The sequence below is a fragment of the Clostridium cibarium genome, from assembly GCF_014836335.1.
GTDB lineage: Bacteria > Bacillota > Clostridia > Clostridiales > Clostridiaceae > Clostridium > Clostridium cibarium.
Map to the genome: position 1 here is coordinate 1 of NZ_JACSRA010000010.1, position 19,936 is coordinate 19,936.

Here is a 19,936-nt window from a genome sequence, read left to right on the forward strand (position 1 = left end):
ATTCCAAATCTACCATCAAACAATACAAAAAAAGAATGTAGTAGATTTGTTTTACACAAATCTATCTACATTCCCTAACTACATCCTAATTTTATTTAAGTATATTATTAAGTTTCATCAAATTAGAGATTTCATAAGTAGGTTTAAACCTTGTTCTATTTATATTTTTATTAGGATTATACCAGCAAGTGTCTATGTTAAAGTTTATGCCACCTTGAATATCAGAATTCAAGCTATCTCCTACCATTAGAACTTTGTTTTTATCAGTATAATTTATATTATCTAGAGTAATTTCAAATATTTTAGAATCAGGTTTTGATACCTTAACTTCTTCAGAGACTGTTATACACTGAAAGTATTTTGATATAGGAGATTTCTTTATTCTATTATCTTGCACAGATTTAAGCCCATTTGTAACTATTGCAAGTTTATATTTTTTGTAGAGACCTTCAATAAGTTTCATACTTTCAGCGAATAAAAAGGATGCATTTGATAAGTGTTTCATATAGGTTTCTGCAAACTTTACTTCATCAAATTTTATATTTAATTTATCAGATAGTCTTTTAAATCTTTCAACTTTCAATTTATCTTGAGTAATACGACCATCTTCGAACTCTTTCCATATAGCTGTATTTATTTCGTGATATATTTTTAAATGGTGACTTTCATTATATTCTAAACCAAATTCAAGCATAGTATTTTTAAAAGCTTCTTTTTCAGATCTTCTAAAATCAAATAAAGTTTCATCTGCGTCAAATAGTATAACTTGATATTTCATAATTACCCTCCTATTAGTTAATTCTTGTAATTATAACATATTAATCAATATTTTAAAAAATATTTTCTTGCCTATTTGTAAGACTAATTCAGAAGTTAAATTTAGTTCTTCAATATTTACTAACTTTTTGCCATTAATCTTAACACCACCTTGAGATATCAATCTTTTAAATTCACTTTTACTCTTAACAAGATTATTTTGTACAACTATATCAGCTAAATTAAAGTTTTTAAATGTAGTTTCAAATACTTCCATATCATTAGGAATTTCCCCTTTTTGAAAAACTTTTTGAAATCTTTCTTTAGCCATCTCAGAAGCTTCTTTTCCATGGTATAGTTTTACTATTTCTTTAGAGAGTTTTATTTTTACATCCCTTGGATTGATTGTATTATCTTCAAGGGATATTTTTATTTTTTTTATTTCATCTGGATGAATATCAGTTACTAATTCAAAGTATTTTATAATAAGTGAATCTGGTATCGTCATAGCTTTTTGAAACATGATAGCAGGGGATTCATCAATTCCAATATAATTATCTAAACTTTTACTCATTTTATTTTTACCATCAAGGCCTTCAAGTAGTGGCATAAATAATGTAGCTTGAGGTTCTTTAAAAAATTCTTTTTGAAGTATTCTTCCCATAAGAACGTTAAACCTTTGATCAGTTCCTCCAATTTCAATATCTGCATTTATTTCAACAGAGTCATAACCTTGCATTAACGGGTAGAAGAATTCATGGACTGATATAGGAATTTGATTTTCATATCTCTTTTTAAAGTCATCTCTTTCAAGCATCCTTGCTACAGTTATTTTTGAGCCTAAATTAACTACATCCTCAAAGTTCATTTTAGATAACCATTCACTGTTGAATCTAACTTCTGTCTTTGTTTTATCTAGAATTTTAAAAATTTGAGATTTGTAAGTTTTAGCATTTTCAAGAACTTGTTCTGTGGTTAAGGCTTTTCTAGCTTTAGATTTGCCAGTTGGATCACCTATTTTACCAGTAAAATCACCAATAATTAAGATAACCTTATGACCTAAATCTTGAATTTGCTTTAATTTTCTTAGGACAACAGTGTGTCCTAAATGAATATCAGGGGCACTTGGGTCAAGACCAAGCTTTACAATTAATTCTTTCTTTTTGCCTAGTCTTTTCTTTAAGTCATCAAATCCTATTATTTCATCTACACCCTTCATTATTATTTTTAATTGTTCATCTATATCTTTCATTAATGATTCCTCCTTAAAATTATTTAATATATTAAAAATAGCGCCATTTTGTTTTCAAAATAAAAAAACTCTCATCCTATAAAAGGACGAGAGTATAACTCACGTGTTACCACCTAATTTCATTGTTATTTCACAATAACAACCTCATAAAGTACGACAATTTAAGTAAATTGTTTATACCCATGCATTTATAACGGATGCAAATCCGGCATCAGCCTACTGGTTGTAATCTTTCGGAGTGCAGCTCAGGGATGTATTCAAATTAACTTGTTTTGTTCCTTTCACCAGCCGGAACCTCTCTGAAAAACTCTATTAATTTTACTAATTCTCTTCAAAGCTTTAATAATTTATGTATTATTATATACCATAAATGACAAATGTCAATATTATTTTTTTTGTAAATAAATTTATTTAATTAGTAAGTTGTAACTATGCAAGAAATTATACGTAATAGGAAATATTGTAAAAAATCAGGAAATGATGTATAATAAATTTACAGTCGTGTAATATTTAGGAAAATAGCACGACAAAAATTTAAATACATTGGAATTATTTTTGAAAAATAGTCAATGAGAAAGGAGGTTATTTATGAAGGTAAAGAAAATGCTTACTATAGGTTTTGTATTTATATCTTTCATCATATTATTAGTTCCTCATAATGCTTATGCAAAACAAGTTACAATGAAGGATATCCCTGAATTAAAGGTGCTTATAGGCAAAGGGCATAATAATGGAACATTAGGACCTATTCAAATTGTGCCTGTAAATCTGATGAAAGATGGGACAAGCAGTATACCAGCTTATCTTATAACATTGTCAGGAACAGAATTTGCGCCAAATCAAGCAACGGATATTTGGGCAGATTTAAGGTCAGGGTTTGAGTTAGATAGTCCATACATACATGCCGTAGTGAATGCTATAATGAATGATATTCCTAAAAATTCGAACTTAATAATTTGTGGACATAGTCTTGGGGGAATGATAGCAGAACAAGTATCTGGCAAATCAACTATAAAAGATAATTACAATATTCTTAATGTAGTGACCCTAGGTTCGCCTCTCGTAAATCCTTTTGGACGTGAAGGAACAATACGAAGACTTGGAGATACAGCGGATATAGTTCCTTACTTAAGTATGTCAGGTACATTCCTGTTACCATGGCAAGTGATTGGATTAAACAGAGAGAATGGCGGTTATACTAATCCTATGGAGGCTCATAATAAAAGTTATTTAAGAGAAGATGTTTGGGGAAGATATGATGTACTTGGATTTAAGGATGGTAAATCATATTTCTTATATGATGATTCTAATATAAAATTTTATAAAGCACCAAATGAATAATGATTAATTTAATCAAAAAAGACAATGATAGCAAGTAGGTACTTGAATCATTGTCTTTTATCATATTATTAAAGTTATAAATTGCTATTCAGCTGTTACATAATCTAAATATATTGAACTAGACCATGATGCATTATCTCCAGCGATATATTGTACTCCAATTTCTTTAACATCATTAAGGTCTGAAACCTTAGATAAATCAAAAGTAAGTTCAGTTCCTTTTGAACTTGAATTTATTTTAGTATATTCTCCATCAAACCACTTATAAGAATCACCTGTTTTAACGTATAGTTTAGCACCCATACCAGTTCCTTGATTTCCCCATTCTGCGTGACGGACTATAGCTTTTAATTTTGATTTCCCACTTAAATCTTGCTTTCCTGATAAAGTTAAATAATATTGAGCTCTACTTGAAAGATTAATATCAGCTCTTAGAGAATTGTTACCACTATGTTTCCATTCCCATGATACAGTTGGAGCATTTAAGGTATTAACTGCATTCCATCCACCTGTGCTTCCTTCAAAATCATAAAGAACTGAGCTACTTTTACCGTTTACATTAGCACCTCTCATAAGTGCAGAAACTATCTCTGGGCAGTCAAAATTTAATGTGTTTCTATTTAATATACCAAATGTGTCTTCTTTTCCAGCAGTAGATGTTCCATTATCCCACCAAACAGGTGTAATATGTCTTGATCTTGCTGCTTTAGCAAAATACTCTGCATGAGCTGTTCTTGATGATTTATTATTTTTATTGATTGTACCGAATTCACCTATAACTACAGGATGTCCATTCTTTACAAATTTATTAGCTATTGCATCAAAACTCGAATCCATTTCACTCTTATCAGCATCACTTCCCCAATTAGTGGTTCCATCTAGTGGCATAGCGAAAAGATAAGGTGAATACGTATGTAGTGATACTATAACTTTTTTATCGTTATTTGGAATAACTAAATCATCTACTGCAGCTGAGATTGAAGATGCAGCAAGTGTTGGCACCATAATACATCTAGATGCGTTATTGTTACCAGTACTTCTTATTGTATTTACAGCAGCTAAGTTATAATTATTGATTACATCACGATTCTCATGGGAACCTCCTGACCATTCATTAGCAGCTCCAACTGGTCTTGGTTCATTCATTGTTTCAAAAATTAAATAATCACCATATTTATTGAATCTATTTGCAATTTGAGTCCATGCTTTGGTAAGTTGAGCCTTTACTTCTTTCTCTTTTGAATAAGTTGGTATTAGCCATGAATCTTCATGATGTATATTTAAAATAACATACATATCATTGTCAAAAGCATAATTCATTACTTCCTCTACTCTATCAAACCATGCTGGATCTATAGTATAGTTAGGGGCAGAGCCCATATGATTATACCAAGTAGTTGGAATTCTTATGGTATTAAATCCTGCTGCTTTTATTCTATCGATCATTGCATGAGTAGTTTTAGGATTTCCCCAACTCATTTCAGTTGAAAGTGGACCAGATGTAGGAGTACCAGTGGCATCAAGTGTATTCCCTAAATTCCATCCAATTTTCATATCGTCTACAATACCTTGTGCTGGTATATCACGCATTCCTGTGAAAGCTGTAGATGCTGATGCAGTACCCCCCTTAGATAAAGTTATAGCAGAGAAAGCAAGTGCGAAGATTAATAATTTCTTTCTTTTAATCATTGTTTTATCCCCCTTATATTTTTAGATATTTAGTAAAATTTTATATATTTATGAAATTTTATGTTCGATAAATATATAAAAATTTTAACCAATAATTAACTTTAGGTAAATAATATTTCGTAAAATGCATTTTATAGTCATTAAATTACCTATTTGGGTTATTTTAAGACAAAGTTACATATTAATGATGATATTTTTATAGGAACTCTAAGAGTTCTTTTATATTTTATATAAATACTTGTGGAAAATTTTTTAAAATAATTAAGTTATAACTTAATTTTAAAAATAACAAGTTAAGGATAATGAAGAAAAAAGCAGCATAACGAAAATATATTAGTTTTACAGTTGCTTTTAAGGGAATTTGAGGGATTTAATATATTGCTATTATAGGTAAAAGCCATTAAAATAAACATATTGATTGAAACAAAGGCGTTTAAAGAATTATGTATTCTTTAAACGCCTTTTTTAATTAAATTCGAATTTAAAGACAATGATGTCAAGATATTACTTGGCTCATTGTCTTTTTTATTACAGAAGAAAAGAGGTGAAATACTATTTCAAAAAATGAAATTTATAGTATAGGAGTTGATATTGGTACATCAACAACTGAAATAATAATAAGCAAACTAAAAGTTAAAAACACATTAAGTTCTTCATTAATAAAGGAAACAACAATTGAAGATAAGGAGATAATTTATAAAAGTCCCATTGTTTTTACTCCTTTCATAGATGAATTCACTATAGATTTCCAAAAGGTTAAAGAATTTGTTATAGAAGCTCTTCTTAAAAGTAAGATTGAAAAAAGTCATATTTCAACTGGTGCAGTGATTATAACTGGAGAAACAGCAAGAAAAGAAAATGCCAAAGAGGTAACTGATAATCTTTCAGAGTATTTAGGTGATTTTGTTGTTGCAACAGCTGGTCCAAAACTTGAATCTTTACTTGCAGGATATGGCTCAGGAGCTTATGAGATGTCAAAGAAATTAAATAGAAGAATAGTAAATCTAGACATAGGTGGAGGTACAACAAATATATCGATTTTCAACTGTGGTGAATGTGAGCAAACTTTTGCCTTAGATATTGGGGGAAGGCTTATAAAGTTTGATTATGAGGGAAGGGTAATTTATCTTTCAAAAAGAATTGAATTCCTTTTAAAAGATTTGGGTATAGACTTTAGAAAAAAAGTGAATTTAAATGTTTTAGAGATTTTATGTAAGAGGTTGTCTGAGAGTTTATTAGAAGTATGTTCATTAAAAGAATTATCTAAAGATACAGAAAAACTATTTATAAGTGAAGGATTTACTCCATTTAAGGCTGATTATATAAGCTTTTCAGGGGGAGTAGGAGAATACATGGGAGAAAAAAATGTAGATTTATTTAAGCATAATAATATAGGAGTGCTTTTAGGAAAATGCATTTTTGAAGAATTTGAACCATATAGAAATAGAATAATATTTCCAAAGGAAAAAATAAGAGCTACGGTAATTGGTGCAGGAAATCATTCCTTGACAGTTAGTGGAAGTACCATAGTTTTTGATAAATCTATATTACCTCTTAAAAATATACCTATAATTAAACCATTTAATAATAAAGAAAATTTAAAAGATATATATTTGCTTGGCAAGAAAAAGCTAGATATGTATGAAAGTACCTTAGTTGCAATTTCATTAGTTGGACCTAAGAGTCCAAGCTATGAAGAAATAAAATTAATGGGAAATGAAATAATAAAACTATTTGAAAATGTTGAAGGACCAATAATAGTTGTTTTAGAAAATGATTTTGCAAAAGCTTTAGGACAAGTAATTTCTTTAAATTTAAATAAAAAAAGAGAAGTTATATGTTTAGACAAAATATCTACAAGAAATGGAGACTATCTAGATATAGGATTGCCTCTAGCTAACGCCATACCAGTAGTAATAAAAACACTAATATATAACTAAAAATTGTGAATTGAATTAAGGAGTTGAATTTATGAATAATGAATTGAAAAAGACATTAAAACCAATACAACTTTGGGCAATTATCGTCGGAATGGTTATATCAGGAATGTACTGTGGATGGAATTATGCTTTAGAATTTACAAGTCCTATGGGTTTTATTATAGCAATTTTAATAGTTACAACATTTTATACAACATTTATGTTTAGTTATGCAGAACTTGCAACTGCAATTCCGCATGCAGGAGGACCTTCAGAATATGCTTCGAAAGCCCTTGGAAAGTTTGGAGGTTTTATAGCTGGTTTTTCTTGTCTTGTAGAATTCCTATTAGCAACTCCAGCAATAGCACTATCAATAGGAGCATATATTAACTTTCTATTTCCATCAATACCAGCTGTAGCGGCAGCTTTAATTGCTTATATGTTATTTGTAGTTATAAATTGTCTAGGTATAGAAACAGCTGCTAAAGTTGAACTAATTGTAACAGTTGTGGCAATAGGCGGGTTATTTTTATTTATTGGAGTAGGAGCTCCTAAGATTGAACTTAGTAATATTTTTGCTGGAGAAACATTTAAAGGTGGATTTGGTGGGGTATTTAGCGCAATACCTTTTGCTATTTGGTTTTATTTAGCTGTAGAAGGTGGAGCTATGTCAGCAGAAGAATGTGAAAATCCTAAAAAGGATATACCCAAAGGTTTTATATTAGGAATAGTTACTCTAGTTATATTAGCACTTGGAACATTTTTTATAGCAGCTAGTACTTCAGAATCAAGTATTTTAAGTGCCACAGATTCACCTTTACCTACTGCACTTGAAGGAATATATGGGGTAGGAATGCTTTCTAAGGTAATGAGCTTTATTGGGTTATTTGGATTATTTGCAAGTTTACATGGAATAATAATTGGATATTCAAGACAAGGATTTGCCATGGCTAGATCAGGGTATTTTCCTAGATTTTTAGCTAAAGTTAATTCTAAAGGAGCTCCAGTTAATTCAATAATTTTAATGAGTTTAATTGGCATGATATTTGTTGTAACAGGACAAACTGCCGTGATTATAGTGATTTCTTCCTTTGGAGCTGTTGCACTTTATATAATAAGCATGATTTCGCTATTTATTTTAAGAAGTAAGGATCCAAAGCTTAATAGACCTTTTAAGGTAGCATATCCAATAGTGCCATTAGTAGCATTATTAATAGCTTTAGTGTTTTTAGTAGCAGTAGCTATATCAAATCTTTCAACTATATTTTGGGTAATAGGAGCATATGCAGTAGCTGTGATTTATTATTTTATATATTCAAAATTAAATGAGATAGGAATAAATGAAGTAAATAGTGAAATTGTCTAGAAGGAGTGACAAAAATGATTTTAAGAACAACACTTTTTGGTAATGTATATAATTTTTCTAGTGTAAAAGAAGTTTTAGCTAAGGCAAATGAAGAAAAGTCTGGAGATAGACTTGCTGGTATTGGTGCAGCATCAACTAAGGAAAGAGTGGCTGCAAAGATAGTACTTTCAGAACTTACTATAGAAGATTTAAGGAATAATCCAGTTGTAGATTATGATAAAGATGAAGTTACTAGAGTAATTCAAGATGGATTAAATGAAGAAGTTTATATAAGGATAAAATCTATGACTATAGGAGAATTAAGGGAGTTTATTTTATCTTCTAGTGGAGAAGAAATAGCAGAGATAAGAGATGGCTTGACTTCAGAAGTTATAGCTGGTGTTACTAAACTTATGAGTAATTTAGATCTTATAATAGCTTCTAAAAAGTTAACTAATATGGCAACTTGTAATACTACTATTGGAAAGGTTGGAACTCTTTCTTCGAGGCTTCAACCTAACCATCCAACAGATAGTATTCATGGAGTAATGGCATCAGTTATGGAAGGGATAAGCTATGGGGTTGGTGATGCAGTAATTGGACTAAATCCAGCTGTAGATACTGTGGATAGTGTTTCGAATATTTTAAAAGCTTTTAAGGATTTTATGAATGAATTCAAAATACCTACTCAAAACTGCGTTTTAGCTCATGTAACAACACAAATGGAAGCTATTAAAAAGGGAGCGCCTATGGATTTGATGTTTCAAAGTATTGCAGGTTCTGAAATTTCTAATAGAGGCTTTGGAATAAATGTAAAATTATTAGATGAAGCTTATTTTACTATGAAAGAATTAAAATCTTCAAAGGGTAATAACTTTATGTATTTTGAAACAGGACAAGGATCTGAATTATCCTCTGAAGGGCATAGTGGTGCAGATCAGCTTACTATGGAAGCAAGATGCTACGGCTTAGCAAAAAGATACAATCCTTTTTTAGTAAATACGGTGGTAGGATTTATAGGCCCTGAATATCTTTATGATGGAGCCCAGGTTATTAGAGCAGGTCTTGAAGATCATTTTATGGGTAAGTTAACTGGATTATCTATGGGGGTTGATGTTTGTTATACAAATCATATGAAAGCAGATCAAAATGATTTAGAGAATTTAGCAGTATTACTAGCTGGGTGTAACTGTAATTACTTTATGGGAGTTCCAGGTGGTGATGATGTAATGTTAATGTATCAATCTACAAGTTATCATGATATTGCAGCCTTAAGGGAAGTAACTAATAAAAGGCCAATTAAAGAATTCGAGAATAGATTAGAGGAACTTGGCATAATGAAAAATGGTATGTTAACAGATAGAGCAGGGGATCCATCAGCATTCTTAAAAGGAGGAGTGTAAATCGTGAAGATAGACATTTTAGAGGATATATCTACAGTTCATTTAAATAATAAAGTTACAGTAGATAATCCTATAGATTATAAGGGGTGCATGATTTTAAAGGAAACCACTCCAGCAAGAATTTGCATAGGGAAAGCAGGGACAAGACTTAAGACTTTAGATTACTTAAAGTTTAGAGCAGATCATTCTGTAGCTATGGATGCTGTTTGGTCCTATGTAGATGAAAATATAGTAGATCAATTAGGATTTTTTAAAGTCCAAACAGAGGTAAGTGATAAAGAGGAATATATAACTAGACCAGACCTCGGACGAAAATTTTCAAAAGATGTTTTAAAAGATATAAAAGAAAATTGTTTAAAGGATATAGATGTTCAAATTATTGGAGGAGATGGATTAAGTTCACCAGCAATAACTTCAAATTTGAAAGAAATCTATCCAATGATAGTGGATGGAGTTAAAGCTAAAGGATATAAAATAGGCACTCCAATCTTTGTTAAATATGCAAGGGTTGCGACTATGGATAAAATAAGTGAAGCTTTAAATGCAAAGGTTACTATTATTTTAATCGGAGAAAGACCAGGCCTTGCAACAGGAGAAAGCATGAGTTGTTATATGGCTTATAAGGCTAATAGTAGTAAACCAGAATCTCAAAGAACTGTAATTTCGAATATACATAGAAATGGTATGCCGCCAGTTGAAGTTGGAGCGCAAATTGTACAGCTAATTGAGATACTAATGAAAGCGGAAAGAAGTGGAATAGATCTTAAACTTTAAAGGCCTAAAATATATATGGTGATACTTAGAAAAATAGGTTGCAAGGTTTTTAGGATAAGATTTTTAGCAATTGGGGAATTATAAAATATCAATGATAAGTTGGTAGTTTTTTGAAATTAGAATCATATAATGTATAAATATTATAATTTTATTCAGTTAAATATTATTGAATTAGAAAGGATGGAAAAGGTGAAAGTAAGAAAAATTATTTCGCTAGTTTGTTTAGTAACATTGTCAGTAACTTTAACACTTGCATTCCCACAAAGCGTATTTGCTGAACAAAAAACAGCCAATGGAACAGCTACTCAAACTGGTAATCCAGACGCTTATGTTGAAGTAAATGTTCCCACAGCTGAAAGTCAAATTTCTTATGGAACTCTAAATATTTCAGCACAAGCAGTAGCAAATGGGAGAATTGATCCGACCACTCAAGTAAAATATGTTATATTTGAGTCTGAAAAAGATTTAGGAGCAGCTCAGCATATTGGCTTTAATGAGGGTGCTACTAATTCAAATGCTTATTACTCTGTTGCTTCATCAGGAGAAACTTACCCAACAGGAAGTGGACTTAGCAGTAATGAATGGATTTATTTACGTGATACAGGGGCAACTGCCTATGTACCAGCGCGAATAACTGGGACACTTACTAATGGTGGTGGTGGAGTAACTATGCCTGGTGGTGGTACAATTACTGAAGTCGGAAGTTTTGCTGTTACTCAAAATTATTATACTTCAGCTGACGCAGGTGTTACTTGGAATAGAAACAGTCAAACCATTTATGTTGCTTTAGGAAGTAATAATAGATTGTATGTTGGAAACTCTGCTACTTTATCAGATACTCAGTATTTTACAACAAAAGGTGAAGCAAGGAGCGATAGCTTTAATAATGGAAATAGTATGGTTTTGACAACTACTCCAGCAGCAGGAGCAGCAGTAAATTTGGATTTTGGTTATAATATACCTTGGGATGCAACCCAATCAAATGCTAATAAGGCATTATATACCCTTGTTGATATGCCTCAACATGCAGCAACAGGCCATGATTGGCATTGGGATTTAAATATTACTGGTGAATATTTGTCAAATCCATAAAGCTCAAATTTTAATTAAATTAAAGACTTGTATTCTTAAATAAAACATTATTGTTTTTAGTGAATACAAGTTTTTTTTAGTTCATAAGCTATTAGTATGTTTAGGATATAGGAACAATTTTGAAAGGTGAAATAATGTTTAGATTAAGAAAGCTTAGTTTTTGTATTACTTTAATATTTTTATCATCTTTATTTTTAACTAATTTTTTTGTTATTTCTACTAAAGCAAGTATTGATAAAACTAACAATATTTTAGTAAAACCTGCTTTTATGGATCTTGGAAGAGTAGGTAATAATTCCTTAAGTGTTACTGCTAGCGTTACTAATGAAGGTGATGAAAATACATTTACAGCTAATGTTGATGGAAATGGAAAAGAGTTTGTTAGTTTTGATCCACAAAGTTTTGAACTTAAAAAAGGTGAAACTAAAGAAGTTAAAGTAAATATTAATAATAGTGATAAATTACCTATAGGACCTTATGATTACTCAGTAACATTTTTAAAAAAAAGTAACAACGATAATTTTTTATCTACTACTACATCTAATTCATTGAGAATTAAATTTATTAAGGAAGGAATTGATGTAGCAAGTATTAGGGTTACAGATGTAAATAAACCTGCACCAGCTAATTTTTATATAATTTTTGCAAATTTCAAGAGCACGGAGGAAACTATAAATTCTACAGTATCTATCGTATCAAAAGAAGATGGTAAGGAAATGGCTAATTTTAATGAAAATATAAATATGAAACCTTATCCAGATAATGGTTTTTATGGAATTATGAAATTTGATTGGGAGACTAAAGAGGTAGAAATGGGAGATTATATAGTAAAATATAAAGCTATAAAAGCTGATGGTACAGTTTTAGAAGGTGAGAAACCTTTTTCAGTAGGGGAACTTAAAGGTAATTTAACAAGTATAGATATAAAGGATACTTATAAGGGAGAGAATCTTAAAATATCAGCTAAAGTAAGTAATGTTGGTAATCTTAAGCTTCCAACAACTTTTAATGTGGTTATAAAAAATACTGATGGAGAAGAGGTTTTTAAAGATGAAAAATCAGTTACTATAGATCCAGGTAATGAGGAGAATTTAGTAAGTGAATGGTCAACTAATGATGCTAAGGTAGGAGAATATGTAGCAGAATATAAAGTTAAAATGGGAGATGAAGTTATATCTAACAGTGTGACTTTTAAAGTGTTAAATTCTTATACATTGCATATTATTATAGGTATTATACTTATAATTTTATTAATAATTTTTATAATAATAGCTCAGAAAAAGCATAAGAAAGAAGAATAATAAAGAGCTATTCAAAATCAGAAAGTCTATGGGAAATCTATTATATTCAAGTTAATAAGAAAAGTTAGGAGCCTATTTAGGGCTCCTTCTTCATATACTCAGATTCATTAAATTTCAAAATATATTATTCTATTGAATATATTCTTATATTCTAGTATTCTTATATTCTTAAGAATATGCTGGAAAAATGCGGGCTGAAGAGTTTTGTTACGTCAAAGATATAAAGGGAAGTGTTAGTGTCATAGAAGTACCTTTCCCAACGACGCTAAAAATTTCAAGACCGTATTCTTCACCATAATTTAATTTGAGTCTTTTATTTATATTTCTAAGAGCAATTCCTTTAAATTTATTATTTTTATCATTTATATAATCATTTAAATCCTTAAGAGTATCATCCTCAATTCCTATACCATTGTCAGAGATGGTTAATAATAAATTATTATTAATATGCTGGCCTTGAATTATTATTTTCCCATTTCCATTACATTCACTTAAGCCATGATATATAGAGTTTTCAATAAGTGGTTGAATTATCATTTTTATTATTTCACAGTCTAAAACTTCGGGATCAATTAGGTTCTCTATAGTAAATAATTGGTCAAATCTCATTTTTTGAAGATAAATATAGTTTTCTATAATAGAGATTTCTTCTTTTAGAAGAACTGTGTTTATTTTTCTATTCATGCTGTATCTAATAATAGAGCCAAAATATTCAGCCATGGTGGAAGTTTCGAGATCATCATTTATTTCTGCCATCATATGGATAGACTCTAATGTATTATAAATAAAATGAGGATTGATTTGATTTTGTAATTGTCTTAGGTCAAGTTCTTTTTGTTCTAATTTATTTTTATAGTTTATAGTAATTAAACTATTTATTCTGTTTTTCATTTCGTTATAAGACTTAACTAGAATTCCAATTTCATCATTTCGTTTATAATTAAATTTATAATTAAGGTTATTTTCAACATTGCCCTTCATATTTTCAATTAATGATTTTATTGGATTAAATATTCTTTTTATGAAAAGAACAAATAATACAATAAATAGAATCAAGCAAAATATTATATTAATCATAAATGATATAATGTATAAATTATCAATATGGAAGGCATCTGATTTTGGTATGGAGGTAACTAAACTCCAATTTGTAGTAGGAATTATGTTATAAGAAACAATATAGTCTTTATCAGTATGAATATATTTTAACTTAGGTATTTGTGAGTAATTAATCTCAGAATTAAGTAAATTATTATTAATGTTATCTGTATTTAAAATTGGGGTTCCAGTTGAATCGAAAATTGTTGTCACTTGATTATTAAATGGTAGGTCTTTCTTTAGTAAGTTTTCTATTTCTTCTATGGGAAGGGTAACTAGCAATAAACCATTAAACTTTTTTGTATTAATATCTATTATTTTTCTTACTATGGCTATTGAGTGTTCATCATTTGAAGAAGTAATTTGAAAAAGATTATTTGTATTTATGTTTGAGATTAGAGTTGTTGTTTCACTGGAAGTTAAGGCGTCTAGAAACCACTTTTCTGTAGTTGGATTTTTTAGTTTATCATTAGAACTATTCTTTGAAGAAAATACTCCTCTTCCTTTTAAGTCATAGAGATAAGCTCCATTTATTGAATCATTTTGAATCAATATCATTTCGCATAAATATGTTAGATAGTTATACTCATCTATGTTGTAAGGTTTATTTGCAGAAAGGATAGAATGTAATCTATCTATTTCAGGTACTAGTAATGGATATTTTGAAACATTAGAGATATTATTTATTTTCTCAGTAATTTGTTGGCTCAAGCTTGTATTATAATTTTTAATGAGTTTTTCAGTTTTGTTAAATTCATACTTTGAATAGGAATATAAATTCAAAGTAGTAATTAAGAAAAAGAATGAATACATAATACTAAAAATTATTAAAGTCAATTTTTTGATAGATAAATTTTTTTTGAATTTCATAAGAACTCCACCCATTTAGCAATATTTTTGTTGATTAAGGAATATACTATACCGATAAAAGACATATCTATATTTTAAAAAAGTATGTTTTAATGTATAATTCTAATATATACCAATTTACATAAATATTCTATGGTGTTGTGGGGGGAGAATATGAAAATATTAATTGTTGATGATGACAAGATAATTAGAATGGGGTTAACAAAAAAGATTAAGCGATTATTTAGTGAACATGAGGTTATGAGTAATTTTCAAAATGGTTCATTAGCGCTGGAATACTTGAGAGAAAAGGAAAAAGATGTAGATTTAGTTATAACGGACATAAAAATGCCTATAATGACAGGTGTTGAGTTAATTAAAAAATCTGAAGAAGAGTTACATAAACCTCCAGCTTTTATAGTATTAAGTGGATATGACGATTTTAGTTATGTTAGAGATAGTATGAAAGCAGGAGCAACAAATTATTTATTAAAGCCAATTGGAGAAGAAGAATTAAAAAAAGCATTAAGAGATGTAGAGTTAAAGATTAATTATAAGAAGAAGGAAAAAGAGATGATTAATAAGTCTATTAATGTCTTAAGAAAAGATTTTTTTAAGCATATTCTATTTTCAAATAAAGATACTGATTGCAGCATAAGTAGCTCATTACTGCAGAATATGCAATTAGATGAAGACTATGTATACAATATGATTGTTATTGAAAGGGGAAAGAAAGATGATAATATTCCTTTAAGGTGTTTTATAAGGAATATTTTAAAAAAGTGTAGAGATGTAGAATATTTATTTTTTTATTATGAAAATACTATTTATGTAATTCTATATTACAACATTAATATTGGAGAAAATGTAAAGTATTTAAGAGGGGAAATAATAAAAGAAGCTGATGTTTTTATAGATAATTATAGAAATGTATATATTTTAGAATCTACAGAAAAGGTTTGGAAGCTAAGAGAACAGTTTAGATTAGTAATAAAGGTTAAAGAAACTGTTTCTAGCAATTGCAAACCTAAGAAGTATATTTTAAATCAAGCAGACAAGCTTTCAGAGTTTTGCAATAAAGATAAAAAAAATTCTAATTCTATAGCAATAGAATTAGCTAAAAAGTATATAATTAATAACTTTAATAAGGACATTACTTTAAAAGATGTAGCTGAGGAAGTTTATCTAAGTCACAATTATTTATCAGAGCTGTTTAAAAAAGAAGAGGGGGAAGGTTTTTATGATTTCTTATCAAACTATAGAATAAAAAAAGCAAAGGAAATACTTATGACAACAAATTTAAAAGTATATGAAATAGCAGAATATGTAGGATATAGTGATTCTATTACCTTTGGACGTGCTTTTAAAAAGATTACAGGAACTACTCCAAATTGTTTTAGAAATTCTATGCTGATAAAGAAGTAAGTTATTAATAAATTTGAAAGAGGGATGCTTATGAAGAAAAGTAGTAAGTCCATTAAATTTATATGTTTAATTTTACTAATTATTGCGGTATTAATTTCTGTGGTAATAGCATTAAATAAGAAGAGAAGTTCAAGTGAAGCTAAAAGTTATCTAGAGGGAAGCATTACATTTTTAAGTAATAGAACTGATAAAAGAGAAGAACTAAAAGCTTTAACTGAAGAATTTGAATTAGAATATCCTAAGGTAAAGGTTAATTTAGAACTTAAAGGAGATGCAGAAGAAATACTGCAAAGAAAAGCTTCTGTTTCAGAACTTCCAGATGTTACGCTTGTTCCATCTGTTATAAGTTCAAAGGAGTTTAAAGATTATTTTCTACCACTAGATGATTTAGGATTTAAAGGAGATGATATTTATGATTATAATGTTGGAATGGGGGATGATGGATATTTATATAATTTAACAACTTGTGTAAATTGGCAAGGAGTTATTTATAATAAATCTATTTTTAATGATGCCGGTATAAGTGAGTTACCTAAGACTAAAGAAGATTTTTTGAAATGTTGCACAAAACTAAAGTCCATAGGAGTAACGCCAATTGCAATTAATTATAAGCAATCTTGGGCAATGAATATATGGATGGATATAATTCCATATTTGTTTGATACAAATCTTGAAAATAATATAATAACTAAATCAAATGATATATTGGGTGATAACAGCGGAGTGTACAAGTCTTTAGAGTTTATAAGAAGTATTGTAAAAGATGGTTATTGTGAAGATGAGTTACTGAATTATGACTGGGAACAATGTAAAAAGGATATTAAGAATGGAAAAATAGCTATGATTATTTGGAGTTCGGATTTCAAAAATCAATTGGAGGATATAGGTATGGATAAAAAAATAATAGACATGTTTCCAATACCAGAAAGTAAGGTAATTAAGGTGGTGGGAGACTACAGATTTGGAGTAAGTAGAAATTCTCAACACCCAAATGTAGCAAAAGAATTTTTAAAATTCATTTTTCAAGAAGATAGGTATGCTAAGGCGGTGAACATAACGTCAACTATAAAAAGAAGCAAGGAAACTATAAGCATGATTAAATCTTTAGAAAAGTTTAATATGCCAATAGAGATACAAGGAGATGTAATTAGAAAGCAGACAGTAGAAGAAGCAGAAATCCATGATAAATACTTTAATAATAGAAAAACTACGGGATTAGATGCAAAGTTTGTACAAAAATATGTTATAGATTCAGATTCTAATATTACTAGAAATGAAATAAATAAAGAGTGGAAAAGTTTCAAGTAAAAATAAACTCAAAGTAAGAATTATTAACAATAATATTGATTTGGAAGTGATAATGTAGACAAGATACGGAGGAGTTTTTATACTGAAGAAAGAAGAGTTTTCCACATCAGGTTAGTATACGTTTTCAAAGGAGAGGGAGATGGTGTTAATGGGTATAAAATTTAATGAGAATACAAGAGAATTTCATCTTTATAATAAGCATATAAGTTATATTATAAGAATTATAGATGAGATAGAACAAGTTGAAAATGTTTATTATGGTAAGAAGATAAGGCATAGAAACTCTTTTAAACATATAACAGAAAGAGAACTTAGACCTTCTTGCAATATGTTTAAAGGAAGTTATACTTCTTCACTTGAACATATTAAACAAGATTATCCTAGCTATGGAACTACAGATTATAGATATCCAGCTTGCTCTATCACAAGTAAGAATGGAAGCAGCATTACGGATTTTCAATATAAAAGTTACGAAATCATTAGAGGAAAAAAGGCATTAAAAGATTTGCCAGCAACATATGTAGAGGACAATGAGGAAGCAGAGACCCTTGAGATAACATTAGTTGATGATGTAATAGAAAGTAAACTTATACTTAGTTATACAATCTATAAGGAATTAGATGTAATTTGTAGAAATGCAAAAATAATTAATGAAGGCGATGAAATTTTATTTGTAGATAGAGCAATGAGTTTAAGCATAGATCTTCCAGATTCTGAGTTTGAAATGATTCATACGACAGGTGCATGGGCTAGGGAATGTCATCTTAGAAAAAGGAAATTAGTAGAAGGTGTTCAGTCCATTCATAGTTTAAGAGGAGCAAGCAGTCACATGCATAATCCATTTATGATATTAAAAAGACCTGATGCTACTGAACATACAGGGGAAGTTTATGGTTTTAGCTTAGTATATAGCGGAAACTTCTTAGGTCAAGTTGAAGTGGATCCTTATGGAATTTCAAGGGTTATGATGGGAATAAATCCTTACAATTTTAGATGGAAGCTAAATAAAGGGGAGAAATTTCAAACACCAGAATGTGTGATGGTTTATTCTTCAGAAGGATTAAATAAAATGAGTCAGACTTACCATAAGCTGTATAGGACAAGACTAGCTAGAGGAAAGTGGAGAGATAAAGAAAGACCAATTTTAATTAATAACTGGGAAGCTACTTATTTTGATTTTAATGAAGAAAAGATTTTATCTATTGCAAGGAGTGCAAAAGAGCTAGGAATAGAATTATTTGTATTAGATGATGGTTGGTTTGGAAAAAGAAATGATGATAAAAGTTCTCTTGGGGATTGGGTTCCTAATTTAGTAAAATTACCTGAAGGAATAAAAGGCCTTTCAAAAAAAGTAGAAGATATAGGTTTGAAATTTGGCTTATGGTTTGAACCTGAAATGGTATGTAGTGATACAAAGATTTATAAGGAACATCCAGAATGGGTTATACATACCCCTAGTAGAAATATGTCTCATGGAAGGAATCAATTTGTTTTAGATTTTTCACAAGAAGAAGTAGTGAATTATGTATTTGATTCAATGGATAAAGTAATAGGTTCTTCAGAAATTTCTTATATTAAATGGGATATGAATAGATACATTACTGAAGCTTATTCTCGAGCACTTGAAGAAGATAGACAAGGGGAACTATTTCATAGATATATTCTTGGGGTATATAAATTGCTTCAAAAAGTAATAGATAAGTATCCAAATATCTTAATAGAATCTTGTGCAGGAGGTGGAGCAAGATTTGATCCAGGAATGTTATATTATGCCCCACAAACTTGGGCAAGTGACGATACAGATGGGTTTGAAAGGTTAAAAATACAATATGGTACATCAATGATCTATCCAATAAGTGCAATAGGAAGCCATGTATCAGCAGTACCAAATCACCAGGTTGGAAGGGTCATTCCTCTTGATACTAGAGGAAATGTAGCATACTTTGGAACATTTGGATATGAGCTTAATTTAAGCACCATTACAGATAAAGAAAAAGAAGTTATTAAAGAGCAAGTTAGGTTCTTTAAAGAAAATAAATTGCTTTTACACCATGGAGATTTTTATAGATTGATGAGTCCTTTTGAAAAAAGTGAAACTTCATGGATGGTAGTTTCAGAAGATAAGTCAAAGGCGATTGTAGGATATTATAAAGGTTTAAGTAAACCAAATGAAAAGTATAACAGAATAAAACTAAAAGGATTAGATCCAAATAAATTATATTCCATAGAAGGAAGAGAAGAAACATGCTGTGGAGATGAGCTTATGAATTTAGGAATTGTTTTATCTAAGGATTATACGGGGAAATTTAGTGAATACTATGAAAGAGTGCATGAAGATTTCATGTCTCAATTATTTGTATTAAACGAGGTAAAGGATATTTAAG

14 protein-coding genes and 1 other annotated feature are annotated in these 19,936 nt (G+C 29.5%); of the genes, 10 read left to right on the top strand and 4 right to left on the bottom strand.

Annotated elements, in window-relative coordinates:
* Window positions 1–91 precede the first annotated feature (91 nt).
* Complete coding sequence (locus H9661_RS07790) at window positions 92–778, bottom strand: YjjG family noncanonical pyrimidine nucleotidase (protein ID WP_191768125.1); 687 nt, start codon at window positions 776–778, stop codon at window positions 92–94.
* A 30-nt stretch (window positions 779–808) separates the two neighbouring features.
* Entirely contained in the window at window positions 809–2,008 is a 1,200-nt protein-coding gene (gene tyrS / locus H9661_RS07795) for a tyrosine--tRNA ligase (protein WP_191768128.1), read from the bottom strand.
* A gap of 79 nt (window positions 2,009–2,087) precedes the next feature.
* Window positions 2,088–2,352 (bottom strand) — a binding site (T-box leader).
* A 244-nt stretch (window positions 2,353–2,596) separates the two neighbouring features.
* On the opposite strand from tyrS, the gene H9661_RS07800 reads away from it, so the two are divergent.
* Window positions 2,597–3,349 (top strand): PGAP1-like alpha/beta domain-containing protein, encoded by a 753-nt coding sequence (locus H9661_RS07800; protein ID WP_143316132.1) that lies wholly within the window; start codon window positions 2,597–2,599, stop codon window positions 3,347–3,349.
* 84 nt (window positions 3,350–3,433) lie between these two features.
* Here the strand turns inward: H9661_RS07800 and H9661_RS07805 are convergent, their stop codons facing one another.
* Window positions 3,434–5,038 carry a glycoside hydrolase family 5 protein gene (locus tag H9661_RS07805; RefSeq protein ID WP_243240360.1) on the bottom strand — a complete coding sequence of 535 codons (1,605 nt, stop codon included), beginning with the start codon at window positions 5,036–5,038 and terminating at the stop codon, window positions 3,434–3,436.
* 578 nt (window positions 5,039–5,616) lie between these two features.
* Here H9661_RS07805 and H9661_RS07810 point away from each other — a divergent pair.
* The 6 genes from H9661_RS07810 to H9661_RS07835 all read left to right on the top strand — a co-directional run bounded on the left by H9661_RS07810 (window position 5,617) and on the right by H9661_RS07835 (window position 12,872).
* Window positions 5,617–6,978, top strand: a complete 1,362-nt coding sequence (locus H9661_RS07810) for an ethanolamine ammonia-lyase reactivating factor EutA (protein ID WP_341480416.1) — start codon at window positions 5,617–5,619, stop codon at window positions 6,976–6,978.
* A 31-nt stretch (window positions 6,979–7,009) separates the two neighbouring features.
* On the top strand, window positions 7,010–8,323 hold the full coding sequence (gene eat, locus H9661_RS07815; protein WP_191768130.1) for an ethanolamine permease: 1,314 nt from the start codon (window positions 7,010–7,012) through the stop codon (window positions 8,321–8,323).
* Between the two features lie 14 nt (window positions 8,324–8,337).
* Window positions 8,338–9,705 (top strand): ethanolamine ammonia-lyase subunit EutB, encoded by a 1,368-nt coding sequence (locus tag H9661_RS07820; protein WP_143316129.1) that lies wholly within the window; start codon window positions 8,338–8,340, stop codon window positions 9,703–9,705.
* A 3-nt stretch (window positions 9,706–9,708) separates the two neighbouring features.
* Window positions 9,709–10,479: an ethanolamine ammonia-lyase subunit EutC gene (gene eutC, locus H9661_RS07825; protein WP_191768132.1), complete on the top strand. Its 771-nt coding sequence runs from the start codon at window positions 9,709–9,711 to the stop codon at window positions 10,477–10,479.
* A gap of 189 nt (window positions 10,480–10,668) precedes the next feature.
* Window positions 10,669–11,571, top strand: a complete 903-nt coding sequence (locus H9661_RS07830; protein ID WP_143316127.1) for a hypothetical protein — start codon at window positions 10,669–10,671, stop codon at window positions 11,569–11,571.
* Window positions 11,572–11,705: 134 nt separating this feature from the next.
* The gene (locus H9661_RS07835) at window positions 11,706–12,872 is read left to right on the top strand and encodes a hypothetical protein (protein ID WP_143316126.1); all 1,167 of its coding nucleotides are present in this window, start codon (window positions 11,706–11,708) and stop codon (window positions 12,870–12,872) included.
* 207 nt (window positions 12,873–13,079) lie between these two features.
* Here H9661_RS07835 and H9661_RS07840 read toward each other — a convergent pair whose 3' ends face one another.
* The gene (locus H9661_RS07840; protein ID WP_191768134.1) at window positions 13,080–14,840 is read right to left on the bottom strand and encodes a sensor histidine kinase; all 1,761 of its coding nucleotides are present in this window, start codon (window positions 14,838–14,840) and stop codon (window positions 13,080–13,082) included.
* A 153-nt stretch (window positions 14,841–14,993) separates the two neighbouring features.
* On the opposite strand from H9661_RS07840, the gene H9661_RS07845 reads away from it, so the two are divergent.
* The 3 genes from H9661_RS07845 to H9661_RS07855 all read left to right on the top strand — a co-directional run bounded on the left by H9661_RS07845 (window position 14,994) and on the right by H9661_RS07855 (window position 19,935).
* Window positions 14,994–16,244 (top strand): response regulator transcription factor, encoded by a 1,251-nt coding sequence (locus tag H9661_RS07845; protein WP_143316124.1) that lies wholly within the window; start codon window positions 14,994–14,996, stop codon window positions 16,242–16,244.
* Between the two features lie 30 nt (window positions 16,245–16,274).
* Window positions 16,275–17,552, top strand: coding sequence for an ABC transporter substrate-binding protein (locus H9661_RS07850; RefSeq protein WP_143316123.1), 1,278 nt, complete (start codon window positions 16,275–16,277; stop codon window positions 17,550–17,552).
* Window positions 17,553–17,700: 148 nt separating this feature from the next.
* A complete protein-coding gene (locus H9661_RS07855) occupies window positions 17,701–19,935 on the top strand; it encodes an alpha-galactosidase (protein ID WP_143316122.1) in 2,235 nt (744 codons plus the stop codon).
* Window position 19,936 lies beyond the last annotated feature (1 nt).

What these genes read in the sequence shown, in the direction of transcription:
- H9661_RS07805 (WP_243240360.1), bottom strand. Translation starts at nt 5,038, where the DNA reads ATGATTAAAAGAAAGAAATTATTAATCTTCGCACTTGCTTTCTCTGCT.
- H9661_RS07850 (WP_143316123.1), top strand. Translation starts at nt 16,275, where the DNA reads ATGAAGAAAAGTAGTAAGTCCATTAAATTTATATGTTTAATTTTACTA.
- eat (WP_191768130.1), top strand. Translation starts at nt 7,010, where the DNA reads ATGAATAATGAATTGAAAAAGACATTAAAACCAATACAACTTTGGGCA.
- H9661_RS07845 (WP_143316124.1), top strand. Translation starts at nt 14,994, where the DNA reads ATGAAAATATTAATTGTTGATGATGACAAGATAATTAGAATGGGGTTA.
- H9661_RS07790 (WP_191768125.1), bottom strand. Translation starts at nt 778, where the DNA reads ATGAAATATCAAGTTATACTATTTGACGCAGATGAAACTTTATTTGAT.
- H9661_RS07840 (WP_191768134.1), bottom strand. Translation starts at nt 14,840, where the DNA reads ATGAAATTCAAAAAAAATTTATCTATCAAAAAATTGACTTTAATAATT.
- H9661_RS07855 (WP_143316122.1), top strand. Translation starts at nt 17,701, where the DNA reads ATGGGTATAAAATTTAATGAGAATACAAGAGAATTTCATCTTTATAAT.
- H9661_RS07800 (WP_143316132.1), top strand. Translation starts at nt 2,597, where the DNA reads ATGAAGGTAAAGAAAATGCTTACTATAGGTTTTGTATTTATATCTTTC.
- H9661_RS07835 (WP_143316126.1), top strand. Translation starts at nt 11,706, where the DNA reads ATGTTTAGATTAAGAAAGCTTAGTTTTTGTATTACTTTAATATTTTTA.
- tyrS (WP_191768128.1), bottom strand. Translation starts at nt 2,008, where the DNA reads ATGAAAGATATAGATGAACAATTAAAAATAATAATGAAGGGTGTAGAT.
- H9661_RS07820 (WP_143316129.1), top strand. Translation starts at nt 8,338, where the DNA reads ATGATTTTAAGAACAACACTTTTTGGTAATGTATATAATTTTTCTAGT.